Origin of the sequence: Bacillus sp. WMMC1349 (assembly GCF_013155385.1) — a bacterium.
Taxonomy (GTDB): Bacteria; Bacillota; Bacilli; order Bacillales; family Bacillaceae; genus Bacillus.
In genome coordinates, this window is the sequence record NZ_JABJUQ010000007.1 from 698,879 (window position 1) to 722,874 (window position 23,996).

Genomic DNA, 23,996 nt, shown 5'->3' on the forward strand with positions numbered 1-23,996 from the left:
TTCCTTGCTCCTCTTGGGTCTCGCCTGACTCGCTGTTTCCGCGGGAGTCTCGCAATTCCCCCTGATTTATGTTGAAAAAGGACTTTTTAGACAGCTCCATTTGTTAAACGTGAAAAGGGCGTCCAGTAGTCAAAAATCAACTTACTGGGCAGCCCCTTGTCTTTAATGTTTGACAGAAGAATAAGTTTTCCAACCGCCATCCAAATTAATTGCCTGATATTCATTGCCATTCAAGATTCGAACGGCAAGATAACCCCTTAGCCCAACTTGGCAGGCGACATAGATTGGCTGATCTTTTGGAATTTCCTCAAGTCGATCGCGGATTTCGCTTAATGGAATGTTGAGTGAGCCTTTAATAAAACCTTGTTTTCTCTCATGTGGTTCACGAACATCAATTAAAAATCCGCCATTTTCAACAATTTCATCAATTTCATGCCACTGAACAGTCTCCAATCCATCTTCAAGCATATTTGCAGCAACATAGCCCGCCATGTTGACAGGATCTTTTGCTGATGAAAATGGAGGGGCATAGGCAAGTTCAAGTTCTGTTAGGTCAAATACTGAGAGATTGCCTTTGATTGCAGTTGACAGGATGTCAATTCGTTTATCAGCTCCATCTTTCCCAACTGCTTGTGCACCATAGATTTGTCCGTTGTCAGGGCTGAAGATGATTTTAAGTGCAAGCGGGTGTGCACCTGGATAATAGCCAGCGTGTGAACCAGGATGAACATGGACAACCTCGTAATCAATGCCAAGCCTTTGTAATGTTTTTTCATTACTGCCTGTCACAGCCGCTGTTAAATCAAAAACTTTAGCAATCGATGTTCCCAGTGTACCTTTGTATGCTTCTTTCTTACCGTAAATGTTATTAGCAACAATTCGGCCTTGGCGATTGGCTGGACCAGCTAATGGAATGAAAGCAGGCTGTTGATGGAGATAATCTGCTGCTTCGATCGCATCACCAATCGCATAAATGTGTTTGTCATTTGTTTGCAGAAACTCATTCACTTGAATGCCTCCACGTTTACCGATGTGAAGACCGGCTTCCGCAGCTAATTGATTCTCAGGTGTGACGCCAATTGATAAAATAGTAAAGTCCGTATTGATCATCTTTCCACTTGATAAAATCACTTCTTTTCCGTTGTCACGGAAGGCTTGAACACCGTCTTCTAAAATTAAATTGACACCTTTTTCGATAAGGTGTTTGTGAACAATTGCTGCCATTTCGTAATCTAGCGGTGCCATCACTTGTTTGGCCATTTCCACAAGTGTTACATTGACACCCCGTTCAACTAAATTTTCTGCCATCTCTAAACCGATAAATCCGCCTCCGATCACAACGGCTTCCTTAGGCTGATGATTGTCAACAAAGCCCTTAATCTGATCAGTGTCAGGAATGGTTCTCAACGTAAACACATTGTCTGCCTCAGTTAACCCGGAAATTTGCGGGATGATTGGTTTTGCTCCGGGTGAAAGGATAAGCACATCATAGCTTTCTTCATAGATACGATTTTCAGGTAAATGGTTGACAGTCACCGTCTTGCGGTCACGATTGATTTTAACGACTTCACTAAGGTTTCGAATGTTCAAATTAAACTTTTTGCTCATACCTTCAACAGTTTGAACAAGTAGCTTTTCACGCTTTTTAATCGTTTCACCAATATAGTAAGGAAGTCCACAATTAGCAAAAGAAATATACTCGCCTCTTTCAAACAGGACGATCTGAGATTGTTCATCTAATCTTCTGAGCCGTGCAGCTGCCGATGCACCGCCAGCGACTCCGCCAATAATCACAATTTTTTTGGTCATGTTGTAGTACTCCTTTCTCTTCTCTAAAATACATATACCCCTATACCTATAATAACGAATGTTGATTAAAATTTACATGATAAAAGTTACAGTTTTGTGACAGAAAAAGATGGAAAAGGTTTTATTGCCTTAATTAAATTTAATTGATTTTTTAACATAAGTATAATAAAAGGTGTGAATAGTAAATGCAACAATCTGAAATAATAGAATAAAAGAGGGCTCAGTCTTGAATAAAAAATTATATAGATGTTTAGTATGCGGGTATAAAGGTTTAACAGATAATCTTTTGTATAGGGGAAAGTATTATAAAACATTTGAGATTTGTCGTTGTTGTGGTTTTCAGTTTGGCTACAGTGAAGACCATGACGTGGAATTAGGCTTCATTGTAACACCAAAACATTTAATTGAAGCTACATTTCAATTGTATCGTAAGCAATGGATTGAGTCTGGAATGAAAATACCGCTTCACGAAAATTTCCCAAAGGAATATAGAAATGGTGATTGCTTAAAATTTGAAGTTTTATTGAGACAACTGAAAAGCCTAAAACTTGATTTAGATAATTTTGAGATCAACGGTTTTAATGACTAATATTTCATTACTGAACTGGCAACTGTAGTGAGGCTTGCCAGCAATTTGCTTGTGCAAAACAGCCATCATATTAGAGCTAAAAAGAGGTCTAGCTGAGATGGATTTCTCCTTTAACATGATATAAGTTTTCTCTACATGTTAAATACATCTCCAAAAAAATGTCGCAATTTCTCTGTTTGAATAACATAAAATCTCATCATCCTGCGTTATAATAGATTTTGTGAATAAAAGATTCAATGTTGAAAGAGAGTGGTTACATCATGGGTCGTAAATGGAACAACATAAAAGAAAAGAAAGCGGCAAAGGATGCGAATACAAGTCGGGTCTATTCTAAGTTTGGACGCGAAATTTATGTTGCGGCGAAACAAGGAGAGCCCGATCCTGAGTCAAATCAGGCATTAAAATTCGTGCTTGAGCGAGCAAAAACGTATAATGTCCCAAAAGCCATTATCGAACGGGCGATTGAAAAGGCGAAGGGCGGTGCTGAAGAAAGTTATGATGAACTTCGCTATGAAGGATTTGGTCCGAACGGTTCTATGGTGATCGTTGATGCGCTGACAAACAACGTTAACCGCACAGCGGCTGATGTGCGTTCTACTTTTGGAAAAAACGGCGGTAATATGGGTGTGAGCGGATCTGTTGCCTATATGTTTGATCCAACGGCAGTCATCGGTTTTGAAGGCAAAACAGCTGATGAAGTGCTCGAATTATTAATGGAAGCCGATATTGATGTTCGCGATATTCTTGAAGAAGATGATACAGTCATTGTCTACGCTGAACCTGATCAGTTTCATGCTGTCCAAGAAACACTGCAAAATGTCGGTATTACTGAATTTACTGTCGCAGAGCTGACAATGCTTGCGCAAAATGACGTGACACTGCTAGAGGATGAAAAGGATAAATTTGAAAAACTGATTGATGCTCTCGAAGATTTGGAAGATGTTCAGCAAGTGTATCATAATGTTGATTTAGATGCTTAATATTTAAATGCTCTATGTTTTGATTAAAGATTTTACCTAATCGTCGGTAAAATCTTTTTTTATTAGTAAATTTTAATTTCTTTAAAAAAAGCCGATATAAAAGTTGAATTTTTAATTTTCCTAAAATTGTCCTTGAGCGATTTTTTTAAATCATTTTCGAGTACGCAGGAATCAAATAAATCTTCGCAAATAATGACCAGAGAATCAGGAGGTTTAAGTATGAGTGGAATAGAACATAAAGAAATTCATCCTCTTTTGGACGCATTTGTAAAAGTAGCTCCTTTTTTAAATCAGTTAATTCAAGATGATGTGGCAATTAGCATTTATGATACAGAAAAACTTATCATTCATATTCCAGGAAAAACGTTGTCTTTGACTGCGAATCCCGGTAGTCCTTTGCAAGAAGGAGACGTGATCACCGATGCCATCCGGCAAAATCGGCAAAAAGTTAGTTTAGTGACAAAAGAAAAGTTCGGTATCCCACTTGCTGTAAGAGCGGTTCCACTCCATCATGAAAACGGTCGCGTCATTGGTGGAGTCAGCTTAAGTACAAACTTTGAAAAAGCAGATCAGCTCCATCAGGTCGCTGAGAGTCTGTCTGCAATCGTTGAACAGACTGCTATTTCTATTCAAGAACTTGCAAAATCAGTCAATGGGTTTTCCGGGCAGATGACAGATATTTCGAAACAGGCGAAAGAAGTGAGTGAGAGTGCTGGTGAAATTGAAAAAATTTCAGTCACAGTTAAGGGCATATCAGATCAAAGTAATCTGCTTGGATTGAATGCAGCAATTGAAGCTGCAAGAGCAGGAGAGTCTGGTAAAGGTTTTTCAGTTGTAGCGGATGAGATCAGGAAATTGGCGACACACTCGAAAGAAAATGTCGGACAGATCGATGAAATCACCAAAAAAATCCACGCTTTATTGAAAGGTCTTGAACAATCGATTCAAGTGATTAATGATACAACAGCTCAAGCAGCTAATGTAGAACAAATTTCGCTGACCATGCAAGAAATGAAGAAAAACGTGCAAAACCTTGCCAAAATGGCAGAATATCAGGTAGAAGACTAGGGAGAAGCTAAGGCTTCTCTTGTTTCTTTACAGTTTAGAGTTCGCAAAAGTGTTCGCATTATGAATGATTTTACTATACCTCAGTCTGTCTTTCTCTAAAGGAAATGCACTCAGGTCTAATGTTTTTACATTTCTGTTTGTAAGCGATCACTTGATCCAGGTTGATTATCTTTATGTCCCACCCTAATTCTTCAAGAAATCCCCTGTTCAGTGCCAATTTGGAACTTTTCCCCCAATCGTGTCTGGAGTTAAATGTCAGTTGTCTATTTCAAAACTAATATCTGTATCTTTGAACACATACATCCCCTTTTGGTGGATTGTATGTATTTGCTTTTTACTGCTAAGTCAAGGGGAATTAAATGATTGAATGATACTAGTACCCTTGAAGGTTCCTGCTATATAGAGGTTTTTTCCTGACAAATATAATGGGTCATGTTGGAGTTGAAGAAAACTTTTGTTCTATGATGCCTGTTTTTCAGAAGTGTTATCAGAAATTCGATTATTATCCTTTTAATGAAATAGGGATAGAAACTTGGAAGGAAATTATAATCATCCTAATCCTTGTTCATTAAAGGATGTTTTAGGGTTTCCGTTTGCCTATTCTGAGGCAGAGTTTATGGAAAATACGCATACAAATATCAAGCAGTTGATCTTGATGATAACCGATTTCAATCATGGATAGAGGAAAAAAGTTTATCAACTAAGTTCATTTCTGTTTTTTAGGAATGTAGTCATCAACAAGGAATTTTCCCCAGACAAATCGAAAGTGATGAAAATACTTTCGAAGGGGGTGGGTATATGAATGTTTATACACCAACAAAATTGACCGGCTTATCATTAGGACCCATCAGTTTTTTGCTGATCTTCGTTTTGATTCCAGAGACGGAGTTAGCAGACGCTCCTCGGATCGTTCTTGCTGTAACGGCTTGGACAGCTGTTTGGTGGATCACCGAAGCTGTGCCAATTCCGGCTGCATCTCTACTTCCGATTATCTTGTTGCCGACATTTGGCGGTTTAGATATGGAGATGACAGCTAAGGCATATGGCGATCCGATTGTGTTTATGTATATGGGGGGCTTTATCATTGCGATAGCGATTGAAAAATGGGACCTTCATAAACGGATCCCGTTGCATATTTTAAAACTGATTGGCACGGAAAGCCAACGGATTGTGCTTGGGGTCATGCTGTCGACAGCATGTTTATCAATGTGGATTTCCAATGCTGCTACCGCTTTGATGATGCTTCCCGTTGCACTTGCGGTGATTAAAGAAGTCGAGGAAAAACGCGTTTTAACAGGGGATTCCTTGCAGAAATTCAGCAAAAGTATTTTGTTGGCTGTCGCTTATGCTGCCTCAATCGGCGGTCTCGCCACTTTGGTGGGATCTGTACCGAACGCAGTGTTTGCGGCAATGTCCCGAAAGCTACTTCATCACGAAATCTTGTTTTTTGAATGGTTTTTATTCGGTTTTCCGGTTGCCGTTGTTTTTTTATTGATTCTCTATATTTATTTAACAAAGATTAAATTTAAAGTCAGCGACTTTGCAGAGAAAAAGTCTGGGTTTATCAACCGCGATCTTAAAGAGCTTGGCACCGCGACAAACGAGGAGAAATGGGTATTCAGCGTTTTTTTGTTGACCGCCTGTTTATGGATGTTCAAATTTTTGCTTCCCTTTCACATATCAGATTCATCAATCGCTATTTTAGGAGCTGTTTTGCTGTTCATCACTCCTAGTACAAAAGATGAAAGAATTTTAAACTGGAAAGATCTTGAGAGGTTGCCATGGGGTTTGCTGCTGTTGTTCGGTGGAGGACTGTCGCTTGCATCCGGATTTGCAGAAACCAACTTAACGGGTTGGATAGCCGGTAAGCTTCAGCTATTAGAAGGTCATCGATATCTGTTTGTTTTGATTTTCTTAACAGCGGCGATTTTATTTATGACAGAAATCATGTCCAATACAGCTGTCGCCAATATGGTGATCCCGATGTCTGTCGGCTTGGGGACGGCACTTCACGTAGAACCATCTGGACTGATGGCGGCAGCTGCACTTGCTTCATCTTGCGCATTTATGCTACCCATATCTACTCCACCAAACGCCGCCGTTTTCAGCGCTCAATTACTAGAGATGAAGGATATGATCAGGGCAGGTTTTTGGCTGAATATCACGGGAATTTTCATGATTGTGACTAGTGTTTATCTTTGGCTCCCTGCTGTTTTACAGTGATACTAGTTTTCTTTTCTAAACTGCATTAAAATATAATTATGACATGATGTTAGGATTGGTAGAATACATGAGTATTTTTAAAGCAGAAGGTTTATATAAAACATACGGAGAAAAAACATTATTTGATAATATTTCGTTTCATATTGAAGAAAACGAGCGAATCGGCTTGATTGGACCAAATGGAACGGGAAAAAGTAGTTTATTAAAAGTGATTGCTGGTTTTGAGTCAATGGAAAAAGGCGAGATCACGAAATCAGGCAGTCTGCAAATTGAGTATTTGCCACAAGAGCCGAAGATGGAAGGCTCTGAAACGGTGCTGGAGCATGTTTATTCCGGTGATTCTGTGATGATGCGAACCATGCGGATGTATGAACAAGCCTTGCAGGAGCTCAATATGTCTCCTGAAGATCCACAAAAACAGGAGAATCTTCTTGCGGCTCAAGGTAAAATGGACCAACATGGTGCATGGGATGCCAACACAGCAGCAAAAACGATTTTAACAAAGCTTGGTGTCACTGATCTGACAAAAGAAGTGAGAGCTCTTTCTGGAGGTCAAAAAAAGCGGGTCGCAATTGCCAAAACTTTGATCCAGCCCGCAGATCTTCTCATATTAGATGAGCCGACAAACCACCTTGATAATGAAACAATTGAATGGCTTGAAAGCTATTTAAGCGGATATCCGGGTTCAGTCGTTCTTGTCACACATGACCGTTATTTTCTCAATCGGGTGACAAACCGGATCTATGAACTAAATCGCGGACACCTTTATACGTATAAAGGGAATTATGAAGTATTTTTAGAAAAACGGGCTGAAAGGGAAGCACTTGCTGAGCAAAATGAAACAAAGCGGCAGAACTTATTGAGAAGAGAACTTGCTTGGCTGAGAAGAGGAGCCAGAGCCCGATCTACAAAACAAAAGGCAAGAATTCAGCGAGTCGAAGAGTTGAAAGAGCAGGATGGACTTGAGATGAATTCATCTCTCGATTTTGCAATTGGCTCACACCGTCTTGGTAAGCAAGTAATTGAGGCAGAAGGTGTTACGATCAGCCGCGGCGGAAACCAACTTGTCCGTTCGTTTCATGAACTGATTGTTCCGGGAGATCGAATTGGGATGATTGGGGCAAATGGTATTGGAAAAACGACCCTGTTACATGCACTGGCTGGACGCCTTGAACCTGAAGCAGGTCAAATCACCATTGGACAGACCGTTAGAATCGGTTATTATACACAGGATCACAGTGAAATGGATGAAACCGTGCAACTGATTGAATATATAAAAGAAACAGCGGAAATTGTCAAGACTGTTGATGGACAAGTAATCACCGCTGAACAAATGCTGGAACGGTTTCTGTTTCCGCGCAAGATGCAGCGCACCTATGTCAGGAAGCTATCCGGTGGTGAGAAAAGACGGCTCTATCTCCTCAAAGTGTTAATGGAAGAACCAAATGTTTTGTTTCTTGATGAGCCGACAAATGATCTTGATACTGAAACACTTAGTATTTTAGAAGACTATTTGGAGCAGTTTCCAGGTGTTGTCATCACCGTGTCCCATGATCGTTATTTCCTTGATCGTGTCATTGACCGTTTGCTGGTGTTTGAAGGAAACGGAATCATTTCACGCTTTCAAGGTTCTTACAGCGAATACATGGAGAAACAAAAGGAAATCAATCGCCAGAAACCATCTCAAGGATCGGTCGAAGCCGAACCTATTAAAAAAAAGAAACGAAAGAAACTTTCATATAAAGATCAGTTGGAATGGGAAGGTATTGAAGACAAAATTGCAGAACTCGAAGAAAAACATAAACAGCTTGAAGAGGAAATTGCAAAAGCGGGCAGTGATTTTGCTAAAATCCAGACACTAATGGAAGAACAAAATCAAACAGCCGAAAAGCTTGAAGAAGCGATGGAACGCTGGACAGAGCTATCGCTGATGATTGAAGAGCTTGAACAGTCGTAGATATCTAGGCAAAAGAGAATTTCTTAGTCTCTTTTGTCTTTTTTATTTTAATTGACATATTCATGAAAGAATACTAATATTCTATTTGTAATGTTAACCTAAAAAATAAATAAGTTAACAAATGGAGGGTAAGAGTATTAAGGGAGAAAAATATTACAGCGTCAGAATGAGAGCTTCCCAAAATGGATCTCATGAAGAAGGTGGAAAACATATATCCGGCGGAGAGCGGCTTACAACGTACAGCGGTTTAAAACAGGCCATCAATGCTTTGCTAAATAAAAGCCTTGCACATTCAAGAGGACAACCGGATTATATGCAAATTCAATTTGAAGCCGTAAATCAACCGATCAAATTACTTCATCCTTTACAAGTAAACACAAATCAAGTGAATTCAGTAGAAACAGGAAAGAAATTGGCTGTTGAACTTCTTAAATATGCTGGTGTTCCAAGCGCGGCGATTGAAACAGTACATCAACAAATGCCTGAATATTCAGAAGTAAGAGGTGCTGTTTTAATTGATATTCACTCAGGCAAACGAATTGACGGAAGAAAGGAACAAGGTGTGCGTGTCTCCCGAATCGATTGGTCTGACACTAATTTTCAGACGTGGGCTACAAACCACGACATTCCGCTAAAATCTCGAATAAAAGAGGCGCTAGCTCTTGCAACAAAAGTATGTGATCATCCTGCTGTCATTGCTGAATTTTGTTTTTCAGATGATCCCGATTACATAACCGGCTATGTCGCAGGCAAAAAACTCGGCTATCAACGGGTCACAAGATTGAAAGAGTATGGAGATGAAAACGGCTGTCGAATCTTTTTTGTTGATTCATCGAGAGATTTAGAAAACTGCATCAATGATTTGGAAAAACAGCCTGTTATGATTCACTGGGGGGATCAAGATGCTAATTGAAAAAAGTAAAAAACATCTTTGGCTGCCATTTACACAAATGAAAGACTATGATAAAGATCCATTAATGATTGAGAGTGGAAACGGAATTAAGCTAAAAGATATCAATGGCAAGGAGTATTATGACGGTTTTTCATCAGTATGGCTTAATGTCCATGGACATCGGAAAAAGGAATTAGATGAGGCGATTCAAAAACAACTTGGTAAAATTGCGCATTCAACATTGTTAGGAATGACAAACGTCCCAGCTACAGAATTAGCCGAAACTTTAGTCGATATCAGCCCTCAGCAGTTGACAAGGGTTTTTTATTCAGACAGTGGGGCAGAGGCAATGGAAATTGCTCTAAAAATGGCATTCCAATATTGGAAAAACAAAGGGAAACCAGAGAAAGAAAAGTTTATCGCGATGCAAAACGGCTATCATGGCGATACGATCGGAGCGGTCAGTGTTGGTTCAATTGAGCTGTACCACCATGTATATGGTCCGCTTATGTTTGAAAGTTTCAAAGCGAGGGTTCCTTATGTATATCGCTCTGAAAGTGGTGACGCTGACAAATGTCGTGATGAATGTCTTGCAGAACTCGAACAACTGTTAATCAAGCACCACAGTGAGATTGCTGCATTATCAATTGAATCTATGGTTCAAGGAGCATCAGGCATGATCACGATGCCTGAAGGGTTTTTAGCAGGTGTCCGCCAGCTTTGCACACAATATGATGTGCTCATGATTGTTGATGAAGTGGCAACTGGATTTGGCAGAACCGGGAAAATGTTTGCTTGTGAGCATGAAAATGTTCAACCTGATGTAATGGCAGCAGGAAAAGGTCTTACCGGCGGCTATTTGCCAATTGCGATTACATTAACGACAGAGGATATCTATCAAGCATTTTATGATGACTATCAAACACTAAAAACATTTTTCCATGGCCATTCATACACGGGAAACCAGCTTGGCTGTGCTGTTGCAATTGAGAATTTACGTTTATTTCAATCAGAAAACATCGTTGAACAGGTTGCCGCCAAATCAAAAGTTCTTCATGAACAACTTCATGAGTTAACATCACTCTCACATGTGGGCGATATCCGTCAACTCGGTTTTATGTGCGGGATCGAGCTTGTTCAGTCAAAGGAAACAAAATTAGCATACCCGTCAGAACAACGAGTTGGCTACCAAGTGTCTTTAAAAATGAGAGAACTTGGCATGCTGACAAGGCCGCTCGGTGATGTTGTTGCATTTTTACCGCCACTTTGCAGTACAACAAATGAGCTGGGAGCGATGGTGTCAATCATGAAAGAAGCGATTGATGAGGTTACAAGCCGTGAGTGTTGATGAATGGTTAAGCAAAAGGTTAGAAAGAACGAAAACAGCTGGTCTGTATCGGACATTACCAGCGACAGAACACAATAATCAAGTGTGGGCTTCCAATGATTATATGAATTTGACCCATCATAAACAAGTCATTTTGGCTGCAGAAACGGCATTACATGATGGTGGCACGGGAAGCAGTGGGTCACGATTAACAACAGGCAATACGGAATGGCATGAGAAACTCGAACAGAAACTTGCCAATTTTAAGGAGACAGAAGCGGCTCTCCTATTCTCAAGCGGTTATTTAGCCAACATGGGTGTGCTTCAATCATTACCCGAAAAAGGCGATATCATTTTCAGTGACCAATACAACCATGCTAGTATCATTGATGGCTGCCGCTTGTCAAAAGCTGAGACAGTCATTTATCAGCATATTGATGTTGATGATCTTGAAGAAAAACTAACGACAATAAAGGGTTTTAAACGGCGGTTTATTGTAACAGACGGTGTATTCAGCATGGATGGAACGATTGCACCGCTTGACAAAATCATGCCGCTTGCGAAACGGTTTCAGGCAATTGTAATTGTTGATGACGCCCATGCAACAGGGGTTTTAGGAAAAAACGGCCGGGGGACAAGTGAGTATTTTGGCGTATGTCCAGATATTGTGATCGGTACTTTAAGTAAAGCGATTGGTGCAGAAGGTGGTTTTGTTGCAGGTTCGAAAACGTTAATTGATTTTTTGCGAAACTATGCGAGAACGTTTATCTTTCAAACTGCAATCCCACCAGCAAGCTGTGCAGCAGCTTTTACCGCTTTGGAGCTCATCAAAAACAGCCAAGAAAAACGTCAACATTTGCACTCTATCATTACGACCATGAAAAGTGGTTTAAAGAGACTGGGGTATGCAGTGAAGGGAGATCTTACACCAATTATTCCGGTGATCATTGGTGATCCTCAAAAAACCGTTTTGTTTGCAAAACGCCTTCAGGAAACTGGCATTTATGCGCCAGCCATTCGTCCCCCAACAGTTCCCAAAGGAGAAAGCCGAATTCGGTTGACAGTCACTGCTGACCACAGTTTAACAGAAATAACGGCTTTGCTAGCAGCATTTGATTTTATCGGAAAAGAGTTGAATTTGAACAAATGAAAGGGATTTTTATTACAGGGACTGATACGGGAGTTGGAAAAACGATCATATCGTGCGGCATTGCTGCATTATTAAAAGAGAAAAACATTGATGTTGGAGTGTTTAAACCATTTTTAAGCGGAATATCACGCAACAATTCGCAAAGTGATACAGCTCTATTAAAACAAATGTCACACACATGTTTGACCGATGAAGAAATTACTCCTTTTGAATATAAAGAACCGCTTGCACCATATGTTGCTGCAAAGCAAGAAGGAAAAATGGTTAGCATCAATGAAGTGATCAATCATTGGAACAAAATAAAACAACAGCATGATTTTTTCATTGTCGAAGGGGCTGGAGGTATTGCAGTCCCATTAGGTGAACATTACTTAGTTGCTCATCTAATCAAAGCTTTGCAATTACCTGTTTTGATTGTTGCCAGACCTGATCTTGGAACGATTAACCATACTTTTTTAACGGTTCAATATGCAAAACAACTCGGTCTTCAGATTGCCGGCATTGTCATAAACGGCAGAAGTGACAGACCAAATCTTGATGAAAAAACCAATCCAAATATGATTGAAAAATTATGTGATGTGCCAATTGTCGGGATAACGCCAAAACTGAAAATTTTAACAGAAAAAACAGTTCAACAAATGGTCAAAAACCATATCGATGTTTCTCAACTAATCAAGCAAATGGGGGCAGGAAAATGAATCAGTGGATCGAACTTGCAAACCGAGTGTTGGAAGGAGCGGAAATAACAAACAAACAGGCATTGTCTATCTTGGAAAGTCCAGATGAAGACATTCTGATGCTGATGCATGCCGCTTTTCAAATTAGAAAACGGTATTACGGAAAAAAAGTCAAACTGAATATGATCATGAATGCAAAATCAGGGCTGTGTCCGGAAAATTGCGGTTACTGTTCTCAATCTTCCATCTCCAAAGCACCGATTGATGCTTACCGTATGGTAGATAAACAGACATTACTGCAAGGAGCAAAGCAAGCTCATGATTTACAGATCGGAACATATTGTATCGTAGCTAGTGGAAGAGGTCCATCAAACCGGGAAGTTGATCAAGTTGTTGAAGCTGTCCAAGATATTAAAAATACGTATGGATTGAAAATCTGTGCATGTCTCGGCATTCTCAAACCGGAGCAAGCTAAACGATTAAAAGCTGCAGGAGTTGACCGCTATAATCACAACCTCAATACATCAAAAAGCAATCATGCAAACATTACAACTTCCCATTCATATGATGACCGAGTCCATACAGTGGAGACAGTGAAAAACTCTGGAATGTCTCCGTGTTCTGGTGTCATCATTGGTATGAAAGAGACAAAACAGGATGTCATTGATATGGCAAAAAGTTTAAAAGCACTTGATGCTGACTCAATTCCGGTTAATTTTTTACACGCTATTCCAGGCACTCCATTGGAAGGAGTCCATGAATTAAATCCATTGTATTGTTTGAAAGTATTGGCATTGTTCCGTTTTATAAACCCAACAAAAGAAATTCGTATTTCAGGCGGTCGGGAAGTCAACCTTCGTTCACTTCAACCATTAGGATTATATGCAGCTAATTCTATTTTTGTCGGAGATTACTTAACGACAGCTGGTCAGAAGGAAACAGATGACCATAAAATGCTGACTGATTTAGGTTTTGAAATTGAAACAGCAAAGGAAATGGAAAGTCAGGAGGTATGAGATGACGCCAGATTTAGAGTTGATCAAACCAAGCATGCACACCCACGCAAATTTTTGGCAAAACCCATATTCTTTTTACGAAAAATTGCGAGCGATTGCACCAGTTTGGAAGGGAACAATCTTAAAACAATCCGGTTGGTATGTGACCGGGCATGAAGAAGCGACAATCATTTTAAGTGACAGCAAATTTCAAAATCGCATTCCTCTTCCAATCACATCGACAAAATACGAAGTCCTTAAAAATATACAACATCATATGCTATTATTTCAAAATCAGACTGATCATCGCCGTATCAGAACGTTAGTAAGTCAAGCATTCACATTAAAACAGGTTGAATCTCTTCGTCCGACTATTCGTGCAATCGCAGATGAGTTGCTCAATCAACTGGAAACGAAAAAACAAGTCGATATTGTCTCAGAATTTTCCTTTCCTTTAGCAACTCTTGTGATCGCAAACATATTAGGTGTCCCAAAAGAGGATAGATATCAGTTTAGAGAATGGACGGCAAGCTTAATTGAAACGATCGATTTCACCCGCTCAAGAAAAACGTTAATCAATGGCGGTGCTACTGTCATAAAGTTGACGACATATTTCAGATCCCTGATTGAGAAACGAAAAAAAGAACCAAAAGATGACCTCATCAGTACATTCGTTCATGGAGATTCTTTAACAGAAGAGGAATTATTGGCAACATGTATTTTGCTGATCATTGCCGGACATGAAACGACAGTAAATTTAATCAGTAATGGATTATATTGTTTGATGAACCATCCCAGTCAGCTGATTGCTTTAAGAAAAAATCCAGCCCTGATTGAATCAGCTGTTGAAGAATGTTTGCGTTTTGAGAGTCCCACACAGCTAACAGCTCGAATCGTTTCTGAAGAATATCAGTTGAACGGCAACACCATGAAAAAAGGGGAACAGGTCTACATTCTTTTAGGAGCAGTCAATCGTGATCCGAAAACATTTACAAAACCTCATCTTTTCGACATGACGAGAAAACCGAATCCACATTTAGCTTTTGGTTATGGTTCTCACTTTTGTTTAGGTTCAACATTGGCACGTATTGAAGCACAAGTTGCTCTTTTGACATTAGTAGAACGTTTTCCTGAAATGCGGCTTGTGCAAACAGATATTTCCTACCGTAAGCTATTTGGCTTTAGATCACTTGTAAAACTGCCTGTCACCATCACTTGAGAAGGGCTTGGTTGAATATAACCGAGCCCTTTTTTCATTTCCCGAGAAATTTTTCGTTAACGTTTACGTAAACATTCATTATATAATAGATGTAGAAAAAGACATGGGAGGTAAGTCCATGAACTGGATGAAAATTGACCAAGTGGCGAAACGAAGCGGTTTGACAAAAAGAACGATTCGTTTTTATGAAGAAATCGGTCTGCTTTCTGCACCAAAGCGTACTGATGGCGGAGTCCGTCTATATTCTGAAGACGATTTAGAAGAGCTTCAGAAAGTGGTTATGACAAAAGAGGTACTAGGATTTTCTTTGCAAGAACTGCAACAATTTATCGAAACAAGCAAACAACTTGAGATGAATAAAGAAGGATATTTATTATCTTTAGATAAGAGAGAAAGAAAAGCAAAACTCGAGGAAATTCAAGATATGCTAAGAGAACAAATGTGTATGATTAATAAAAAACTGGAAAACATTCATACATTTAAGCAGCGTCTTGAAGACATGGAAATGAAAGTCGAGAATGCGCTTAAACCGCTTGAGTGAAGAACAAATGGAGCTGTCTAAAAAGTCCTTTTTCAACATAAATCAGGGGGAATTGCGAGACTCCTGCGGAAACAGCGAGCCAGGCGAGATCCAAGAGGAGCAAGGAACGAGCTCCGAGGAGGCTCGCGGATTGCCCGCGGAAAGCGAGCAAATTCCCCAATTTTTAGGACTTTCAGGACAGCCTTATTGTTCAACTATAAAACTTTTGTTGTCCATGATTCACAGTTCCATGTCTCGGTTGCGATATCCATGTAAAACTCCGGTTCATGAGAAATGAGCAAAATCGAGCCTTTATATTCTTTTAGGGCTCTCTTTAATTCGTTTTTCGCCTCAACATCAAGATGATTTGTCGGTTCATCGAGAACGAGCAGATTTGTTTCTGAATTGATAAGCTTACAAAGTCTGACTTTTGCTTTTTCTCCTCCGCTTAATACAGAAATTTTACTTTCAATATGGTTTGTGGTCAGTCCACATTTTGCTAGAGCTGCACGAATTTCATATTGTGTAAACGACGGGAACTCATTCCAGACTTCTTCAATACAAGTATTGTTATTGGTTTGTTTAACTTCTTGTTCAAAATAACCGATATGAAGATACTCACCGCGCTCAACTTCACCTGAAAGTGGAGAAATTTCACCGAGCAGGCTCCTTAGTAAAGTTGTTTTCCCAATTCCATTTGCACCATATAAGGCAATTTTTTGGCCGCGTTCCATTTTCAAGTTTAATGGGCGGGATAGTGGTTCATCATAACCGATGACAAGGTTTTTTGTTTCAAAGATCAGTTTGCCTGATGTTCTTGCTTGTTTAAAGTGAAACTCCGGTTTTGGCTTTTCAGACGGCAGTTCGATCTTCTCCATCTTATCAAGCTTTTTTTGCCTGGACATTGCCATATTGCGCGTACTGACACGGGCTTTATTACGAGCCACGAAATCTTTTAGCTCAGAAATCTCTTGCTGTTGTTTTTTATAAGCTGCTTCAAGCTGTTGTTTTTTCACTTCATAGACTTCGCGGAATTGATCATAATCACCGACATAACGGGTAAGTTCCTGATTTTCAACATGATAAATTAAATTGATCACACTGTTAAGAAACGGGATATCATGAGAAATCAGAATAAACGCATTTTCATATTCTTGCAAATAGCGCTTCAGCCATTCGATATGCTGCTCATCCAAGTAGTTTGTTGGCTCATCAAGCAGAAGGATGTCAGGTTTTTCAAGAAGCAATTTTGCAAGCAGTACTTTTGTCCGCTGACCGCCGCTTAAATCTGTCACATCTCTGTCAAGACCAAGTTCTTGAAGTCCCAGACCACGGGCAATTTCTTCAACCTTTGCATCAATCGCATAAAAATCATTGTTTGTTAAAGCATCCTGAATGATCCCGACTTCCTCAAGCAATTTTTCGAGTTCATCTGCATCGACCTCACCCATTTTTCCGTAAATCGTGTTCATTTCTTCTTCCATCTTAAACAAATAATCAAAAGCATCCCTCAACACATCACGGATCGACCGTCCACGTTCAAGTACTGTATGCTGGTCAAGATAGCCAATACGGACTTTTTTTGACCATGCTACTTTCCCTTCATCAGGTTCTAGTTTTCCTGTAATAATATTCATGAAGGTAGATTTTCCTTCACCATTTGCTCCGATCAAACCGACATGTTCTCCTTTTAGCAGTCGAAAGGAAATATCATGAAAGATCGCCCGGTCACCAAAACCGTGACTTAACTTTGTTACCGATAATAAACTCATGTTTTGCACCTCTAATGTTTTTTGCATTCTCTAAGATTATATCGAACAGTTGGGGGACAATAAAAGAAAAATTGCGCTGCAGCTTTTGTTTTGAGATACTAAGAGCAGAAACAACCTGAGAATAAAGGAGAAAAACATGACAGACAATTGGCCATTTTTAAATAAAGTCCAACCATTTATTAAAACAAATTGGGAAGCAGCAGGTTTTCAGCAACCGACTTCTGTTCAACATCACACAGCCGAGTCGATTTTAAAAGGGTGTGATATCATTGCTGAGTCACCGACCGGAACAGGTAAAACACTTGCCTATGTTTTACCTTTATTGGAAAAGATCAAACCGGATCAAAAACATGTTCAAGCCGTAATCATTGCACCCTCCAGAGAGCTTGTCATGCAAATATTCGATGTGATTGTTGAATGGAAAAAAGGATCTGATCTTAGAGCAGCTTCTTTAATCGGTGGAGCCAACATCAAAAAACAGCAAGAAAAGCTAAAAAAACACCCTCATATTATTGTTGGTACACCTGGGCGTGTATCTGAACTGATCAAAATAAAAAAGCTGAAGATGCATGAAGTCAAAACGATTGTTCTTGATGAGACAGATCACCTACTGACTCCAGAGCATCGCGGTACGATTCAAGGAATTATCAAATCAACCCTCAGAGATCGGCAGCTCCTCTGTTTTTCAGCTACATTAAGGAAAGAAGTCGAACAAGAGCTTAATGATCTGACAAATGAAGCAGAGCTTGTGCGAATAAAACGCACGAATGAAGAATCAACAAAAGTAAAACATCAATTTCTCGTCTGTGATCAGCGTGATAAAATTAAAATTTTGCAAAAGTTCGCCAGGCTAGAGGGCATGCATGCACTCGTCTTTGTCAAAGATATTGGCAATTTAACGGTGTACGCTGAAAAACTCAACTATCATCATGTTAATGTCGGTGTCCTTCATAGCGAAGCCAAAAAAATGGAGCGAGCGAAGATCTTACAAGCATTTGAAGCAGGAGAATTCCCGCTTTTATTGGCAACAGATATTGCAGCACGCGGCATCGACATTCAAGATTTACCATATGTCATCCATGCTGATTTACCAAATGAAGCAGGCTATATTCACCGCTCTGGACGAACAGGGAGAGCTGGAAATGAAGGAATCGTGATTAGCCTTGTCAACCGTGGTGAAGCAGAAAGATTAACAAAACTAGCTAAGAAATTAGATATCAATCTGCAACCGATTGTTTATGAAAGAGGAAAAATGATTGAGAAATAGAAGGCTGCTCCTTAAATAGGGGCAGTTTTTTTGTCATCATTTAGATTGATTTAATCCGATTAATAAGTGGTATTTTATGTTAATGTATAATATGAAAGGAGTTGTTAGAATTTTATGGGATGATATCAAGAGATTGTTAGTTGCTTTTTTCAGTGGCTGAAGCAGTCCATTCTAGTATGGTAAAATTTTATAAATTCATCTGAATCAAAAGAAGGAAGGGATCGTATTGAAAAATAAAAAAAGGACGATCATGGTTTCTACTTTGATTTTAGGTCTTATTTTGAGCTTCAGTACGATTGGTCTCGCATATAGCAAGGGTTACTCCTTTGATCTGGGCTCTGCAATCGCGACAAGGACAGGTTACAATTATAATTTAGACAACAAGTACACGACAATCACAGCTAAAGCAGATTCCTTTAATGTGCGTACTGGTCAACCATCAGCAAACGAACAGCAGTATGCGGTTTATATTGCGAAAAAATGGTCTTTTGAGACTCATAACACTGGTATATTAACAACTGGAAGAAGATACACAAAAAATGTAGGTGGAGTCAGTAGTGGGGACTATAGAGTGCAAGTGGTTAAAAAACTCCCAGCCCCCGATATTCCTGATGTCCATATAATAGGCGGAGGAAATGTTATACAATAAGGTTAATGGAGAGATCATATGAGCGTTATTCTATCAACAAATCAAATAGCCAAGTCTTTTGGTGAGGGTGCTTCGCTATTCTATGCGGTGCACCCTGCTTCAATTGCTATTGAGAATGGGTCTATTAATGTGATCATGGGAAAGAGCGGCTCAGGAAAGTCTACTTTATTGAGTATGCTTGGAGGAATGGAACAACCTACTAAAGGTCAATTATTATTTCAGCAGCAAAGCTTTTATCAACTCCATGATGCGGCCCAAGCTGAAATTAGGGGTCATCATTTTGGTTTTGTCTTTCAAGCTTATCACTTAATTCCTGAACTTTCGGTATTTGATAATCTCATATTGCCACTGATGATGAATAAGAAAAAATTCAATATGTCATATATTCGGGAACTTGCAGAACATTTAGGAATCGAACAAAAACTAACTGCGTTTCCTTATCAGCTATCTGGTGGACAGCAACAAAGAACAGCAATCGCCAGAGCAATGGCAAACGACCCGGAGATCATTTTTGCAGATGAACCAACTGGAAATTTAGATACAAAAAACAGTCAACATGTCATTGATCTGTTGGTGAAGTTATGTAAAGAAAAACATAGAACTTTAGTGGTTGTTACACATGACGAACATTTAGTAGAAGAACCAGATCAGCTGTTTTTAATTGAAGATGGTGTACTAAAAACAAGATGAAGGTGTTGTCTTATGTTTTGGATGAAATTTGCCTTTCAATCATTATTTCAGAGAAAAAAGCTGTTTTTTGTCATACTGCTTGTCATTGCCATTTCGATGATCTTTTTGATTATGGTAAACAGTGCAACAAATGATATAGTGACATTCACAAAAGAAAAGTCCTATGAAAAATACGGAGAACATCATGGGGTCATGAATGGTTTAACTGATAAACAGTTGAACAAGCTGAAGAACAATTCAAGTATAAAGAAAGCTGGGAGTATCTCTTTAGTTGGATATACAAAACAGGTTCATAACTCAAATTTGGGAGCAACGATAGGCTGGATGGATCAGGCTGCTCTTCAATTGGGACATATCGGTCTTTTAAAAGGAAGAATGCCTAAAGATCAACACGAATTAGCGATAGAGTCATATTTACAACAAGCTTTCAATGGAGAAAATCCACTTGGCAAAACAGTTAAACTAAAGATTGAAGGTATAGAAGAATCATTTAAAATAGTCGGCATCATTGAAAATTATTCAGCCAATTGGTCAGCTCCAGCTGATATTCAAAATGGTTATAATACCTACCCAAATATTTTTGTAAACCCAAAAAGTGTTCAAGCGAAATCTAATATACAAAAAAGCCTCATTTTTTCAGTCAAACAACACAAGGTGGAAGAAATCGAGAATAGCTTATATGAAAACTTTGCAAGTCATTTATCAAATATTGAACAGTTATATGCAAATGAAAACCTTTTTGAAGAAGGGTTAAAGAGATCTGAATTAATCGCAATGTTTTGCTTGCTGTTTTCAATCGTCTTAATATTAGGATCGATGCTTTGCTGCTATCAATTGTTTGAAGTGTTTTATCGTGATTATCGCAAAAAAATCGCAATATTAAGAGCTTACGGTGCAAGAAGATATCATTCCTTTCTGCTCATCTTTTATCAAAGTCTTATCATCATACTCATTAGCTTTTTAGTAGCATTTCCAATCGGCATACTTTTCAAGGGACAACTCCATTCTCAAAGATTGACTGATCTAAACGTTTTTTCTTCGATGGCAGAATCAATTCCAATTGTTATCATATGGACGGGCCTTTTATTTTGCTCATTATGTTTTACAGGATGGATGATCATGAGAAAAATAAATCAACATTCGATTGCCCACCATCTGAAAGGAAATCAGTTAACACCTAGAGGTTCTCGTCTATATCAGAAAATCGCCAATTTACCATTCAAATTAAAATCTTTAATGATTCAATTGTTGTTTCATTGGAAATCAACTGTCCTTTTGACGGCAGTTTTGGCAAGTTCAATTTTGATGTTCTTTTTTACACAGTTAATTGCTGGTGAAACACTTGGTCAACATGATAATCAAAAAACGCTTCATTATACCCTTGCTTCAAAACAAATGACGATTCAAGAGCAAGTAAACGGATTTATGATTGAAACGAATCAATCTGTTTCCTTTCATTATCAAACAGCAGATGAACTCCTTCATTTTCCTGGTGTTCTGTATGTTGACAAATACCCGAATACACTTGAAACTACATTGTTGTTAACGAAACAACAGCTTTCACCTTATTTTGTATCTTGGATCAATGACAATAAACAGGATAATACAGACGGCGAAATTTCGGAAATTATGGTAGACAATTTAAATATCCCTAAAAACCTTACCCCCATACCAAAGGTTCAGTTTGTTTTAGTCAATGATCGGGAACTTAGTGATCTTAAAAGTAGCTATCACATTGAAAAAAATGCAGTGGAGAAATTTAAAAAATCGAACACGGCATTCCTATTTCTTCCGAAAGCAGCTTTGAAAAATAGAATTTCCTCGCAAGATAATGTAAAAATCGGCAGAGTTGAGCAGACCAAAAAAAATGAGGAGCTTACATTTAAACATTGGGATTTTAAGGTTGGGAAGGTCATCAACGTACCCTTTCAAATCAAAATGAATCAAGTTCCGATAGAACGCGACGGAATTACAGTTGCCATTTCTGAACGGGTTGCACACAAGCATCACATTTTTTCTGGATATAAACAATTGGTAATTTATGCAGATCTTCATATGTCTAAAGAGAATAAGAAAGCACTTGCGAAAAAAGCGAAACAAATTGTGGCTTCTATTCCTGGTAGCATGTACGATTCAGATGAAGAGCACACCAAAAAATATGAGGTCATTACGAACTTTCTTTCAATTCTTGGAATGATCTTATTTTTGACGACAACACTTTATGCGGCTTTATCATTGGCAGCTGTTATGTATTCGAAAGCCATACAAAGACAGACTGAATATGCAGTATATCGAGCGGTTGGTAAGAGTGTCACATCCATTTTGAAAGATTTGCTAATAGAATTACTTGTTTATTTAATCATCGCGTTTCTCGTCAGCGGTCTGATCATTTGGATGATGATGTTGATAAGTCCTCCTGCTTCTGGTGTTTCTCATTATTTGAGGTACTATTGGTATGCGGTTTTAAGTATTACTAGTTTTGCCGTGCTTGCGCTTCTTGTTCCATACTATAAAATAAAAAGAATGAGTATTTCTAACTCGTTAAAAATTGATGAATAATACAAAAAGGTGTGAATGGTGTGGCTTCAATGATTAATTTAGGGAAGGTCGGTTTTGTATTTGTCTTGCTTTATTTTGTATATGATTTGATTAAACATCGAAAACAGACAAGCTTTATTAGAAAAGTCTTTTTTGCGAGCTTTTTGATTTTTATTTGTGGTGTTTTTCATTACACAATCGGTGGCATTTATTTTCCTCGGCAGAAAGAATTTGCACAATTCATTGTGCAGTTGATTCCTTTTTATTTTGTGAGTGACTGGGTCAAGATGTATCAGCAAGGGGGAGTTGATTTCTTTTTTTGGAACGCTGTTAAACTTACAGCACTCAATGTTTTGCTGCTTTTTCCATTAGGAGTTTATCTTCGAATTCTCTGGAAAGAAATAACTTTTAAAAAAGCGCTACTACTGTCTTTTCTGATGAGTTTGATCATTGAAAGCTTACAGCTTGGACTCTCCGCATTAGGTTTTATTGAGGGAAGATCTTTTGATGTTGATGATTTGATTTTAAATACAATTGGCAGTATGTTTGGCTTTAGCCTTTGCCGTTATGTGCTAAGTTTATTGCCAAAAAAACGTTCTTATCATACGTCTTCACGCTGGTAAAAACTAAAACTGTGTTTTAGCTCATAATGATTTGGCAATAGATCAAAACTAACCGTACCTATTTGAAAATGGCGGTGAAAAAAATGAAGATGATGCCTTTAACATCTGTCAAAAGCGGGGTTATGGAAGAGTATGCAAACGATGTTTACGGATTAACGGTTCAAATTGTCAATGTTTATTTTATTTTTAATCGTGATTCACGAGAAGTGGTGTTAATCGATGCGGGAATGCCAAAGTCTGCATCTTCCATACTTGAAGAAGCAGAAAGACAGTTTGGTGATTTCAAGCTGAAAGCGATTGTTCTGACACATGGACACTTTGACCATGTCGGGGCTTTGAAAGAGTTGTTGGATATATCGTCTGTTCCTGTATTCGCCCATCCGAAAGAGTTACCTTATTTAACTAAGAAAGCCGATTATCCGCCAGCAAAACCACAAATAAAAGATGGTCTTGTTGCCAAACTTTCACCATTATTTCCACGACATTCAATCGATATTTCAGCCAATGTTAAGCCTCTGCCTGAAGATGGATCTGTTCCGTTTCTTAATGGATGGAAATGGTTAGGGACACCTGGTCATACACCAGGCCATATCTCGCTGTTTAGACAGTCAGACAGAACGTTAATCGCAGGAGATGCTGTGACAACAGTTGAACAAGAATCTCTCTTTGAAGTGGCTATTCAAAAGCAAGAACTCAACGGTCCACCAGCCTATTTCACCATGGATTTCATGGAAGCAGCAGATTCAATCAGAAAGCTTGCCGAGTTACAACCCGCATCTTTATTAACAGGCCATGGTGTCCCAATGACAGGCGACAACTTTTCACAGGAATTGTTCGATCTTTCAAATCGGCTTCCTGTTTCATAGTCTAAAACATTCAGTCTGCTGAATGTTTTTTTAATCTGCAGAGTGATTGATTCGTGCCAAAATGTCAAAAGTGCAAAATTGGTTTATCAGGTAGTGTGGATAAATAAAAATTTGGGAATTTGTTCGCTTTCCGCGGGCGATTGGCGAGCCTCCTCAGAGCTCGTTCCTTGCTCCTGTGGGGTCTT

The 23,996-nt window shown here is 38.9% G+C and carries 21 protein-coding genes; 19 read left to right on the top strand and 2 right to left on the bottom strand.

The genetic code is table 11. From position 1 onward, the window contains the following. Positions 1 to 162 precede the first annotated feature (162 nt). Positions 163 to 1,809, bottom strand: a complete 1,647-nt coding sequence (locus tag HOO54_RS05975; protein ID WP_172293375.1) for a CoA-disulfide reductase — start codon at positions 1,807 to 1,809, stop codon at positions 163 to 165. 226 nt (positions 1,810 to 2,035) lie between these two features. Between HOO54_RS05975 and HOO54_RS05980 the strand changes: the two genes are divergently transcribed. The 13 genes from HOO54_RS05980 to HOO54_RS06040 all read left to right on the top strand — a co-directional run bounded on the left by HOO54_RS05980 (position 2,036) and on the right by HOO54_RS06040 (position 15,427). Further along, positions 2,036 to 2,398: a hypothetical protein gene (locus tag HOO54_RS05980; protein ID WP_172293377.1), complete on the top strand. Its 363-nt coding sequence runs from the start codon at positions 2,036 to 2,038 to the stop codon at positions 2,396 to 2,398. 260 nt (positions 2,399 to 2,658) lie between these two features. After that, positions 2,659 to 3,378, top strand: coding sequence for a YebC/PmpR family DNA-binding transcriptional regulator (locus HOO54_RS05985; RefSeq protein WP_172293379.1), 720 nt, complete (start codon positions 2,659 to 2,661; stop codon positions 3,376 to 3,378). A gap of 669 nt (positions 3,379 to 4,047) precedes the next feature. Next, positions 4,048 to 4,446 carry a methyl-accepting chemotaxis protein gene (locus tag HOO54_RS25125; protein ID WP_253907759.1) on the top strand — a complete coding sequence of 133 codons (399 nt, stop codon included), beginning with the start codon at positions 4,048 to 4,050 and terminating at the stop codon, positions 4,444 to 4,446. 532 nt (positions 4,447 to 4,978) lie between these two features. Then, entirely contained in the window at positions 4,979 to 5,128 is a 150-nt protein-coding gene (locus HOO54_RS05995; protein ID WP_172293383.1) for a hypothetical protein, read from the top strand. A gap of 116 nt (positions 5,129 to 5,244) precedes the next feature. Further along, entirely contained in the window at positions 5,245 to 6,669 is a 1,425-nt protein-coding gene (locus HOO54_RS06000; protein ID WP_172293385.1) for an SLC13 family permease, read from the top strand. A gap of 67 nt (positions 6,670 to 6,736) precedes the next feature. Next, positions 6,737 to 8,626 (top strand): ABC-F family ATP-binding cassette domain-containing protein, encoded by a 1,890-nt coding sequence (locus tag HOO54_RS06005; RefSeq protein WP_172293388.1) that lies wholly within the window; start codon positions 6,737 to 6,739, stop codon positions 8,624 to 8,626. 136 nt (positions 8,627 to 8,762) lie between these two features. After that, complete coding sequence (gene bioW, locus HOO54_RS06010; protein WP_172299385.1) at positions 8,763 to 9,539, top strand: 6-carboxyhexanoate--CoA ligase; 777 nt, start codon at positions 8,763 to 8,765, stop codon at positions 9,537 to 9,539. Then, positions 9,529 to 10,866, top strand: a complete 1,338-nt coding sequence (bioA, locus tag HOO54_RS06015) for an adenosylmethionine--8-amino-7-oxononanoate transaminase (RefSeq protein ID WP_172293390.1) — start codon at positions 9,529 to 9,531, stop codon at positions 10,864 to 10,866. The genes bioW and bioA overlap by 11 nt, the downstream gene beginning before the upstream one ends. After that, on the top strand, positions 10,856 to 11,995 hold the full coding sequence (gene bioF / locus HOO54_RS06020; protein WP_172293392.1) for an 8-amino-7-oxononanoate synthase: 1,140 nt from the start codon (positions 10,856 to 10,858) through the stop codon (positions 11,993 to 11,995). Before bioA ends, bioF begins: the two co-directional genes overlap by 11 nt. Then, positions 11,992 to 12,693 (top strand): dethiobiotin synthase, encoded by a 702-nt coding sequence (gene bioD, locus HOO54_RS06025; protein ID WP_172293394.1) that lies wholly within the window; start codon positions 11,992 to 11,994, stop codon positions 12,691 to 12,693. Before bioF ends, bioD begins: the two co-directional genes overlap by 4 nt. Further along, positions 12,690 to 13,688: a biotin synthase BioB gene (gene bioB, locus HOO54_RS06030; RefSeq protein ID WP_172293396.1), complete on the top strand. Its 999-nt coding sequence runs from the start codon at positions 12,690 to 12,692 to the stop codon at positions 13,686 to 13,688. The genes bioD and bioB overlap by 4 nt, the downstream gene beginning before the upstream one ends. Position 13,689: 1 nt before the next feature. Next, positions 13,690 to 14,886 carry a cytochrome P450 gene (locus HOO54_RS06035; protein ID WP_172293398.1) on the top strand — a complete coding sequence of 399 codons (1,197 nt, stop codon included), beginning with the start codon at positions 13,690 to 13,692 and terminating at the stop codon, positions 14,884 to 14,886. A gap of 118 nt (positions 14,887 to 15,004) precedes the next feature. Continuing rightward, positions 15,005 to 15,427 (top strand): MerR family transcriptional regulator, encoded by a 423-nt coding sequence (locus tag HOO54_RS06040; RefSeq protein ID WP_172293400.1) that lies wholly within the window; start codon positions 15,005 to 15,007, stop codon positions 15,425 to 15,427. A 194-nt stretch (positions 15,428 to 15,621) separates the two neighbouring features. Here the strand turns inward: HOO54_RS06040 and HOO54_RS06045 are convergent, their stop codons facing one another. Beyond that, positions 15,622 to 17,178: an ABC-F family ATP-binding cassette domain-containing protein gene (locus tag HOO54_RS06045; protein WP_172293402.1), complete on the bottom strand. Its 1,557-nt coding sequence runs from the start codon at positions 17,176 to 17,178 to the stop codon at positions 15,622 to 15,624. A 136-nt stretch (positions 17,179 to 17,314) separates the two neighbouring features. Here HOO54_RS06045 and HOO54_RS06050 point away from each other — a divergent pair, with 136 nt between their 5' ends. The 6 genes from HOO54_RS06050 (at position 17,315) to HOO54_RS06075 (ending at position 23,811) form a co-directional block, all read left to right on the top strand. Continuing rightward, positions 17,315 to 18,445 (top strand): DEAD/DEAH box helicase, encoded by a 1,131-nt coding sequence (locus HOO54_RS06050; RefSeq protein ID WP_172293404.1) that lies wholly within the window; start codon positions 17,315 to 17,317, stop codon positions 18,443 to 18,445. 226 nt (positions 18,446 to 18,671) lie between these two features. Beyond that, positions 18,672 to 19,094, top strand: coding sequence for a hypothetical protein (locus HOO54_RS06055; protein WP_172293406.1), 423 nt, complete (start codon positions 18,672 to 18,674; stop codon positions 19,092 to 19,094). A gap of 18 nt (positions 19,095 to 19,112) precedes the next feature. Next, positions 19,113 to 19,784, top strand: a complete 672-nt coding sequence (locus HOO54_RS06060; protein WP_172293408.1) for an ABC transporter ATP-binding protein — start codon at positions 19,113 to 19,115, stop codon at positions 19,782 to 19,784. Between the two features lie 12 nt (positions 19,785 to 19,796). Beyond that, on the top strand, positions 19,797 to 22,343 hold the full coding sequence (locus HOO54_RS06065) for an ABC transporter permease (RefSeq protein WP_172293410.1): 2,547 nt from the start codon (positions 19,797 to 19,799) through the stop codon (positions 22,341 to 22,343). A gap of 29 nt (positions 22,344 to 22,372) precedes the next feature. Next, a complete protein-coding gene (locus tag HOO54_RS06070; RefSeq protein ID WP_172299387.1) occupies positions 22,373 to 22,945 on the top strand; it encodes a VanZ family protein in 573 nt (190 codons plus the stop codon). A 92-nt stretch (positions 22,946 to 23,037) separates the two neighbouring features. Continuing rightward, positions 23,038 to 23,811 carry an MBL fold metallo-hydrolase gene (locus HOO54_RS06075; RefSeq protein ID WP_172299389.1) on the top strand — a complete coding sequence of 258 codons (774 nt, stop codon included), beginning with the start codon at positions 23,038 to 23,040 and terminating at the stop codon, positions 23,809 to 23,811. Positions 23,812 to 23,996 lie beyond the last annotated feature (185 nt).